The organism is Maribacter sp. (assembly GCF_039968975.1).
Lineage (GTDB): Bacteria > Bacteroidota > Bacteroidia > Flavobacteriales > Flavobacteriaceae > Maribacter.
Genome location: NZ_JBDVOT010000128.1, coordinates 1 through 8,823, shown reverse-complemented (window position 1 = coordinate 8,823; position 8,823 = coordinate 1). Strand labels below are relative to the sequence as shown.

Sequence of the window (8,823 nt, the reverse complement as noted above, 5' to 3'; positions counted from 1 at the left end):
TATGCCATTCAAGATACTGACGGTGATTTTAAAGCGGATAACATTATAGTACTAGATACTATGGAAGTACCAAACGGAATTGCCATGAGAAATGGTGATTTATATGTTGCGCAACCAGGTAGTCTTTGGAAATATCCTAATATTGAAGACCAAGTTGGCGGTGAATTAAAAAAGGAATTGATTTATGATGATTTTCCGACCGAATTTCATCACGGATGGAAATATATAGCCTTTGGACCTGATGACAAATTATATGTACCCGTTGGTGCTCCATGCAACATTTGTAACCGTACGGATGAAGACGAACGTTTTGCAACAATTTCAAGAATGGACCCAGACGGAAGCAATAGAGAAATATACGCCAGAGGTGTTAGAAATTCAGTTGGTTTCACTTGGCATCCAGACACTAAGCAAATGTGGTTTACAGATAATGGTCGTGATATGTTGGGAGATGATACCCCTCCATGTGAGTTGAATACTGTTACAGAAGCCGGACAACATTTTGGTTATCCATTTTGTCACGGAGGTATAGTTAAAGATCCTGAATTCGGAGATTTAAGACCTTGCTCAGATTTTGTTGCCCCTGCTTTACAGTTAGGTGCTCACGTAGCTCCATTAGCTATTAAGTTTTATACTGGTAACATGTTTCCTGCAGAGTATAAAGGGAAAGCTTTTATTGCTGAACATGGCTCCTGGAACAGAAGCAAGAAAGTAGGTTACAGAATTATGATGGTTGATATTAAAGATGGTAAAGCTATTAACAGTAAACCTTTTATAGACGGATGGTTAAATGAATCTGAGCAGAAAGCATCTGGCAGACCAGTAGATATGTTAGTTTTAAAAGATGGATCAATGCTTATATCTGATGATTTTGGAGATGCTATTTATAGGCTTTCCTATAATGATACAGCGCTAGCAGCCAACAATTAATGAATAGATAATATGTATAAAAAAGCAGCTACTAAGGCTGCTTTTTTTATGCAATTATACCAGAATTGTTCGTTCTGTGGCTATATTTATAGTTCATTTATATAATTGATCAATCCATAATATTTCAAAAACAACCAATAGGTTCTAAAATAATATGAGTTATCCAGATAAAGTTTATTTAAACGGACAGATTGTAAATTCTGATGAAGCTAAGGTCTCTGTTTTCGACCGCGGATTTATTTTTGGTGATGGTCTTTATGAAGTCATGGTTCAAATAAACGGAAAATTCTTTTATAAAAAAGAGCACCTAGAACGTCTGCAATCTGGTTTACATAAAATCAATATAGATTTTGATACAAGCCAACTTTCAATTGGAATAAATGACTTATTGAAAGCTTCGCTGTTAACCGACAAGGACTGTATACTGTATATACAGATTACTAGGGGAGTGGCACCACGTCAACACTCTTTTCCTTCAAGCATAAAACCAACGGTAATGATGTATGCAGTACCGAAAGTTTTACCTGAAATAAACTTGGTAAATGCACATGTAGTTACACGAAAAGATTTTAGGTGGTCTAGATGCGATATTAAAATGACTTCTCTTTTAGGTAATGTGATGCTGAACGAAGAAGCCATGCAACATGAATGTTATGAGACTATATTACATAGAAACGGCATGTTCACCGAAGCTTCTCACAGTAATCTATTTTTTGTTAAAGATGGGGTCGTTTTTACCCATAAAGCAAATGAATATATTCTTAACGGAATTACCAGAATAGTTGTAATTGAGCTTTGTAAAACTCTAGGTATAGAGGTGAGAGAAACGGCAATTTCATTCGAAGATATAGAAAGCGTTGATGAAGCTTTCTTAACAGGAACTAGCACTCAAATTGCAGCTATTCAAAAAATTGATGAGCACCAATTATATACAGGAAATGAAAAAGGCCCCATTACTAAAAAGTTACAAGAGGCCTTTTTTAAATTAAAATAAACACTAGTCTACCTTAAAATAGGTAAAAAATTCATCTGCATCTTTTATTTTCATAAGGTCTAGGATATAGCATACTTCGCTTAAATCAGAAAAATCCAATCCGCCTTCAGCAACACTTTCATTTAGATATCTGCCGTCCTTACCATTGTATTTATTTCCTATACGAATGGCGGTATTCCAAACATTAATTAAATGTTGATTATTAATTTTTGATTCCCAATCTACCTTACCGTCAGACTTTAAGCCTGGTGTACCGTTGCCCATAGCATTGCCATCGGCTATTTTATGATAGTCGGTTGCTGTTTTTACATACATTAACTTAGCAGGTTCTGTGACAGATTCGTTCCAATCACTATGTTGAACCACATGAATATGATCTTTAATTTTTAGAGAAGGGTCTTTTGTTCTAATTTTCTTTACCCAATCTGCAGTAAAATCTGATTGTCCAGCCTCTGCTATCCATATTGCACCACCATTATCAATGATACTCAATGCCTTACTCACAACTATATCTATAGATGTTTCCCATTCCTTATCCGCATCTGCCCAATTACTTTTAAAAGCCAATTTCATTAGCTCATTTGGCGGCACATATAATCCTTCTTGAATACCATAAGTACCGGCAATAGCGAAATAATTTAAATTTTTATAATCTGGATGATTTAAAAGTGTAGCCAAACCGGCTGCAGTATGTAAATCGTCTATGTCAGTTTTACAATCTAACTGAACAAGCAATAAATCTTTAGAAAAATCGAATTTAGATTCTTGGGCTATAACAGCGTTAGATAAGAGTAAAGTAAATAACACCCCAAAAAGGGCATTTTTAAATAAAAATAAATTTTTCATTGTAATGAGTATTTGATGTTGATTTAAGTTGTTTCTACTAAAGTATCATAAAATATAAATACTCAATTAGCTATTTAGTTCTAAAATTTAGCGGCTAATTATATTTGAGATAAGTTATTTTCTATGAATTTGAGAAGAATTGTGCTTGCAGATGACCTTATAATTCAATTTAAGTACGAAAACTCTTAAAGTATTCACAAAAAATAGATATAAAACTACTTTAAATGCTGTTTGTCAACTATTGGCGTCATCTTTGCCTCTTAATAAGTATTATAATTTAAATTACATTACAATGAGTAAAGGAACAGTAAAATTTTTCAATGACACAAAAGGTTTCGGTTTTATCACTGAAGAAGGAGTTGAAAAAGATCACTTTGTACACATTTCTGGTTTAATCGACGAAATTCGTGAAGGCGATGAAGTTGAATTCGAACTTAAAGAAGGTAACAAAGGTTTAAACGCAGTGAACGTTAAAGTTATCTAAGACATATATACATTCAAGTTTAAGAAAAAGCCCTTCAGTAATGAAGGGCTTTTTTATTATAGATCATTTTTAAGTCTATCAAAGTCTTTTTCCAATTGAAATAACTTTTCTTCTAAATTGAAATTGGTTTCGGGCAATCTATGATAGAACACATACCGCACTCGCCACATTTCTTTTATATCTTTAAATTGTAAGGTAACATCGTCTACATTTTTATGTTCTGCCCGTAGTACAAAATGGTCATTAGTAATAAACAATCTTCGTAAAATGATATTTTGACCTGTAACCGTAAAAACTAAAGTGCCATTATTTAATTTAGAATATACATTTGACGGAATAAATTCACCAATGGCAATATCTTTAGGAAACATACCCGATTCATTTTTGCTCATTTCTAAATTTTGAACAGTATAAGCCCTAAATTTCTTATCAGGATTTATAGGTAATGATAAAAATGGTAAATCTTGTATGTAAGAATCTTTATTATAATACTTAATATAATCAGATTGATTTAATGTTGTTATACACGGCACTTTTATAAAAAACTCTTGTTCACCTAAATCCTGTTCTACCGTTAAATTTCCTTTGAACTTTAATAAATTATTTACTGTTAATTCTGTCGTTAACAGATCATCTATAGGGATGCTAAAATAATTAGCAATCTTTATTAATGTCTCTAATTTAGGTTCACTTCTTCCTTCTTCATAAGCACCCAAAGTGCCTCTCTTTAAGTCAAAAAGCTCCGCAAACGCCTGTTGGCTGAGACTTTTTAAACTTCTTATTTTTCTTATGTTCTTTCCGAAATATGACATTTTTTGCTAATAAAATTTGCAATTGATAAAAATATATTTATATTTGTCTAACGAAATTAGCAATAATTATTTAAAATGCTATTGTTTTGAGCAAGTAATTTTAGTTTAACCTTTTTAAAACACAATATTATGTTCATCGTAGTTGTTTACATTTTGGTACTCCTAATATAATTGAGGAAAACACACCAATAATATTTTGTATTATTGAATTTAAGAATCCACCTACAAAAACCAATACATATGAAAAACCATTTTAATATAACCAGAGATTATCTACTTCAATTAAACTTTAATATCGTTAAAGAGAATAGAGGAGAAGGTATTTTGGTTGTAGAGAAAGAAGATTCTGGAATAAAAAATCTGATTTTAGGAGTATCGCCTCCAATTCTAATTATGGAACAATTTATATTTTCTGTCCATAATCAATCAGAAAAAATCTTTAAAAATTTACTTCAGAAAAATAGAGATATCATTCACGGTGCTTTCGTTCTAGATGAAACTGCAAACCGGGTCATATTCAGAGATACTTTACAAATAGAGAATATGGATCTTAACGAGTTTGAAGCTAGTCTTAATTCTTTAAGCTTATTAATGAGTGAATACTCAGATCAAATAATTGAATTTTCTAAATATTAAAAACAAAAAATCATGAATATATTTAAAAGACTATTTAAAATAGGAGAGGCTGAAACCAATTCAGCAATAGATAAGATGGAAGACCCTATTAAGATGACAGAACAAGGCATTAGGGATATGAAGCTAGATCTGGAAAAAAGTTTAGAGGCGCTTGCACAAGTAAAAGCACTTGCAATACGTTCTAAGAACGATCAAGACGTTTACAAGAACAAAGCTAAAGAGTATCAAGATAAAGCCATTATCATTTTAAAGAAGGCAAATAGTAAAGAAATGGATGCTTCAGAAGCAGATAGACTTGCTAAAGAAGCTTTAATACAAAAAGAAACCAACGAAAAGCAATTAGAAGCTACAAAAGTAGAAACTGAAAAATTTGAAGCTAACGTAAACCAAATGCAAGGTAATGTTGAAGCTTTAAAAGCTAACATTGGTAACTGGGAGAATGAGCTTAAGACGCTTAAAGCACGTGTTAAAGTGAGTAACGCTACCAAAAATCTTAATAAGCAAATGGCTGAATTGGATAGTACCGGTACAGTTTCTATGCTTGAGAGAATGAAAGATAAAATAGCGCAAGAGGAAGCCTTAGCAGAAGCTTATGGTGATATTGCAAATTCTAGTAAATCTATTGATGAAGAATTAGACAAAGCTGCTGATACTACTGAAGCCGCCGCAGATGATGAACTTCAAAAATTAAAAGAACAATTAGGGTTTAACAAATCCAAAAAATAAAAATTTGAATCAACTAATAGACATATTATTTTCAGAGGTAAATATTACATTGACCTTATTATTGATACTCCTTCTGGTGTATTGGATCATTACCATGATAGGTGGTCTTGATTTTGACCTAGATGTTGATGTAGATATTGACATAGATGCAGATATTGATTTTGACTCTAGTATAGAAGGTGGTAATCTTGATTTTGAAGATATCTCTAATACAGAGGTAAATCAAGATGATGTTTTAGGAAAAAGACGCAGACCATTAAAATGGTGGCAAATTTTCCTTATCTATTTCAACTTTGTGGGACTACCTTTTATGTTCACATTTACCTGCTGGATATTTGTTTGGTGGTTGATGACAACCTTACTGACCACCATTACGTTTACTTATGAAAACTATATAGGTTTCATAATTATGTTAGCTGCATTTTTTCCAGCACTATTTGTTAACAAGCTATTTACCACCCCGTTTAAAGGTTTCTTTAAGCACCTGAACAAAGATGGCGATGCGCCTGTAGATTTTTTAGGAAGGCAAGCTATATTGTTATCAAACATTAGTGAAGATAAAATGGGAAATGCAGAAGTTAAAGCAGAAGGTAATAGCCATTCTATTTACGTAAAATCATTAGACCGTAAGCCGTTAACCTACGGTAGCTCGGTATTAATTATCAAAAGATCTGCGGATCATACACACTTTTTAGTACAATCTTATAACCAATAAAACTTAAATCATTTATGGAATCCATCTTTTCAATTATCGGTATTGGTCTGGGAGTAATCCTCTTCCTTATCATTGTTTATTTTGCAATTATTGCTATGTTCTACAAGAAAGTTCATCAAGGTCAAGCCTTGGTCAGAACAGGTTTTGGAGGAACTAAAGTAGCTACGGACAAAGGTCTTTACGTTGTACCCGTATTTCACCGTGTTGAAGTAATGGATATTTCAGTAAAGAAAATACAAATTGAAAGACTTGCTACAGAAGGTTTAATTTGCAAGGATAACATGCGTGCAGATATTAAAGTTGCCTTCTTTGTTAGGGTAAATAACGAAGTAGACCTTATTAAAAAAGTTGCTCAGACCATTGGTGTGCAAAGAGCTTCTAAGCAAGAAACTCTTGAAGAGCTTTTTGAAGCCAAGTTTTCTGAAGCCTTAAAAACCGTTGGTAAGAAATTCGACTTTATTCAATTATATGAAGCTCGTAGAGAGTTTAGAGATGAAATTGTTGATATTATCGGAATTGACCTAAACGGTTACACCTTAGAAGATTGCGCCATAGATTATCTGGAGCAAACTGCCGTGTCACATCTAAAAGCAGATAATATTCTTGATGCTGAAGGTATTAAGAAAATTACAGATTTAACCGCTGCACAAAACATTAAAGCCAACCTTATTAAGCGTGATGAAGAGAAAGTAATCCGTAAACAAGATGTTGAGGCGCGTGAGGCTATTTTAGAACTAGACAAGCAGTTAGCTGAAAAAGAAGAACAGCAAAAAAGAGAAATCTCAAATATCAAGTCTCGCGAAGAAGCTGAAATTTTAAAGGTTTCTGAAGAAGAATTGTTGAAATCAGAAACTGCCCGTATTGCCACTCGTGAAAAGGTGAAGGTTGCTGAAGAGAACATGGAGCGTCAAATTATTGTTGCGTTAAAGAACAAACAACGTACCGATGCAGTTGAAACGGAAAGAGTTGAAAAAGACAGACTTTTAGAGGCTACGGAAAGAGAAAGAGTTGTTACTCTTGCGCAGATTGAAAAAGAGAAAGTTGTTGAAGTTGAGAAGAAAAATATTCAAGATGTTATTCGTGATCGTGTTACCCTTGAAAAAGGAGTAGTGGAAGAGCAAGAAAACATGAAAGATATTCAAGCTTTCAAAACTGCAGATCGTGAGAAACAAGTGAAAATTACGATTGCCGAAGCAAACGCTCAAGAAGACTTAATTAAAACGATTAAAGCTGCAGAGGCTCAAAAAGAGGCTGCTAAACAAAAAGCGGAAGAAATCAATATTGAAGCATTGGCACATAAAGAAGCTAGTGAGAAAGAAGCAGAAGCCCGTAAAATTTTGGCTGAAGCAACAGCAAAAGAAGAAGCAACTGTTGGTATGTCTGAAGCTCAGGTGATGCATGCTAAAGCTGATGCTTTTGAGCGTGAGGGAATTGTACAAGCAATCATCATTGAGAAAAAAGCAAAAGCTGAAGCTACCGGTATTGAAGCTAAAGCAGAAGCAAAACGTAAAGACGGATTGGCAGAGGCTGATGTAATCAAAGAAAAAGCTTTAGCAGATGCCGCTGGTATTGAAGAAAAGGCAAATGCAATGAAGAAACTAGATGGTGTTGGTAAAGAGCACGAAGAGTTTAAGTTGCGTTTAGATAAAGAATTACAAATAGATCTTGCGCAGATTAATATTCAGAAAGATATTGCAGATGCACAAGCCCAGGTTATTGGTGATGCATTAAAAGCTGCCAAAATTGATATTGTAGGTGGTGAGACTATGTTCTTTGATCAAATTATCGGACAGATTACAAAAGGTAAAGGTTATGATAGATTGGTAGAGAACAGTACCAATATACAAGACGTAAAAGATGCTATTTTAGGCAGTGACGACGTTAAAGGTAATCTATTGGAAAAGGTTAAAGAATTCGCGGATAAATACGGTATTTCATCTGAGGACCTTAAAAATGTAACTATTGCTAATTTACTGATGGACTTAAAATCTAAGTCTAATGACAGCGATGAGCAGACGTTATTTAGCAACCTATTTAATCTTGCTAAAGGATTAGGTATGGGCGATAAAAAGCTAAAATAACATAGTGTCTAGAGTTTTTAAGTGAATTATTAATGTAATACTAAAGCCTTGTTATTTTTATGGCAGAAGAATCCCGAACAGACAAAACGGAAGAACATATTTTAGATGGCGGTACTTATGATGTAATTAAAAACCGACTGCAAAAGCAGAAGGAACTATTACAGAGTAAACTGATTGAGCTAAATGATGATAGAAAAACCGTTTTTGGATCATTAGAGACCAAACTTATTGCTAATGATAGAATCAATACGGAAAACAATTGTATAGCAAGAGATATCGTTTCTTTTGGTGACACCTGTCTGTTTGGGTATAACGTTCATTTTGGACTTAGAACTGAAATAAACATTAAAGATGTTTTTAGTAGTTACACTTTTGTAGACAATAGTTTTAAAGCTTCTGATCTTAACTTGTTAGATGACGAAACTTTTAAGTCTGATTTTACCAACTTATATAAATATTATAGAAATACGATATTTTCCAATTTTGCCATAATTGGAAATTATCTACATATGGTCTTTCAATTAAGCGAAAGTCCTACCGATATTAAAACCTTTAAATGGTTATTGGTAGAAAACTCGCTTAAATATATTGATAACCGT

At 33.2% G+C, this 8,823-nt stretch carries 10 protein-coding genes; 8 read left to right on the top strand and 2 right to left on the bottom strand.

Annotated features, from left to right (window positions below; all coding sequences use genetic code 11):
- On the top strand, nt 1-930 hold a 930-nt coding region (locus tag ABJI11_RS08385; protein WP_348351178.1), incomplete at its 5' end, for a PQQ-dependent sugar dehydrogenase.
- Between the two features lie 154 nt (nt 931-1,084).
- Nucleotides 1,085-1,924, top strand: coding sequence for an aminotransferase class IV (locus ABJI11_RS08380; RefSeq protein ID WP_348351176.1), 840 nt, complete (start codon nt 1,085-1,087; stop codon nt 1,922-1,924).
- Between the two features lie 3 nt (nt 1,925-1,927).
- Here the strand turns inward: ABJI11_RS08380 and ABJI11_RS08375 are convergent, their stop codons facing one another.
- Entirely contained in the window at nt 1,928-2,770 is an 843-nt protein-coding gene (locus tag ABJI11_RS08375) for a hypothetical protein (protein ID WP_348351174.1), read from the bottom strand.
- Between the two features lie 292 nt (nt 2,771-3,062).
- On the opposite strand from ABJI11_RS08375, the gene ABJI11_RS08370 reads away from it, so the two are divergent.
- Complete coding sequence (locus tag ABJI11_RS08370) at nt 3,063-3,254, top strand: cold-shock protein (RefSeq protein WP_027067037.1); 192 nt, start codon at nt 3,063-3,065, stop codon at nt 3,252-3,254.
- A 56-nt stretch (nt 3,255-3,310) separates the two neighbouring features.
- On the opposite strand, the gene ABJI11_RS08365 is transcribed toward ABJI11_RS08370, so the two are convergent.
- Nucleotides 3,311-4,066, bottom strand: a complete 756-nt coding sequence (locus ABJI11_RS08365; protein ID WP_348351172.1) for a helix-turn-helix transcriptional regulator — start codon at nt 4,064-4,066, stop codon at nt 3,311-3,313.
- A 240-nt stretch (nt 4,067-4,306) separates the two neighbouring features.
- Here ABJI11_RS08365 and ABJI11_RS08360 point away from each other — a divergent pair, with 240 nt between their 5' ends.
- The 5 genes from ABJI11_RS08360 to ABJI11_RS08340 form a co-directional block, all read left to right on the top strand.
- A complete protein-coding gene (locus ABJI11_RS08360) occupies nt 4,307-4,702 on the top strand; it encodes a molecular chaperone Tir (RefSeq protein WP_276493277.1) in 396 nt (131 codons plus the stop codon).
- A gap of 12 nt (nt 4,703-4,714) precedes the next feature.
- Nucleotides 4,715-5,428 (top strand): PspA/IM30 family protein, encoded by a 714-nt coding sequence (locus ABJI11_RS08355; RefSeq protein ID WP_348351170.1) that lies wholly within the window; start codon nt 4,715-4,717, stop codon nt 5,426-5,428.
- Nucleotides 5,429-5,432: 4 nt separating this feature from the next.
- Nucleotides 5,433-6,143, top strand: coding sequence for a hypothetical protein (locus ABJI11_RS08350; protein WP_348351168.1), 711 nt, complete (start codon nt 5,433-5,435; stop codon nt 6,141-6,143).
- 14 nt (nt 6,144-6,157) lie between these two features.
- Nucleotides 6,158-8,224 (top strand): SPFH domain-containing protein, encoded by a 2,067-nt coding sequence (locus ABJI11_RS08345; protein WP_276492946.1) that lies wholly within the window; start codon nt 6,158-6,160, stop codon nt 8,222-8,224.
- A gap of 59 nt (nt 8,225-8,283) precedes the next feature.
- The coding region (locus ABJI11_RS08340) for a DNA repair ATPase (protein ID WP_348351165.1) at nt 8,284-8,823 on the top strand (540 nt) is incomplete at its 3' end.

Excerpts from the sequence above, each read along its gene's own strand:
- ABJI11_RS08345 (WP_276492946.1), top strand. The coding sequence starts at position 6,158 with ATGGAATCCATCTTTTCAATTATCGGTATTGGTCTGGGAGTAATCCTC.
- ABJI11_RS08355 (WP_348351170.1), top strand. The coding sequence starts at position 4,715 with ATGAATATATTTAAAAGACTATTTAAAATAGGAGAGGCTGAAACCAAT.
- ABJI11_RS08380 (WP_348351176.1), top strand. The coding sequence starts at position 1,085 with ATGAGTTATCCAGATAAAGTTTATTTAAACGGACAGATTGTAAATTCT.
- ABJI11_RS08370 (WP_027067037.1), top strand. The coding sequence starts at position 3,063 with ATGAGTAAAGGAACAGTAAAATTTTTCAATGACACAAAAGGTTTCGGT.
- ABJI11_RS08365 (WP_348351172.1), bottom strand. The coding sequence starts at position 4,066 with ATGTCATATTTCGGAAAGAACATAAGAAAAATAAGAAGTTTAAAAAGT.
- ABJI11_RS08360 (WP_276493277.1), top strand. The coding sequence starts at position 4,307 with ATGAAAAACCATTTTAATATAACCAGAGATTATCTACTTCAATTAAAC.
- ABJI11_RS08375 (WP_348351174.1), bottom strand. The coding sequence starts at position 2,770 with ATGAAAAATTTATTTTTATTTAAAAATGCCCTTTTTGGGGTGTTATTT.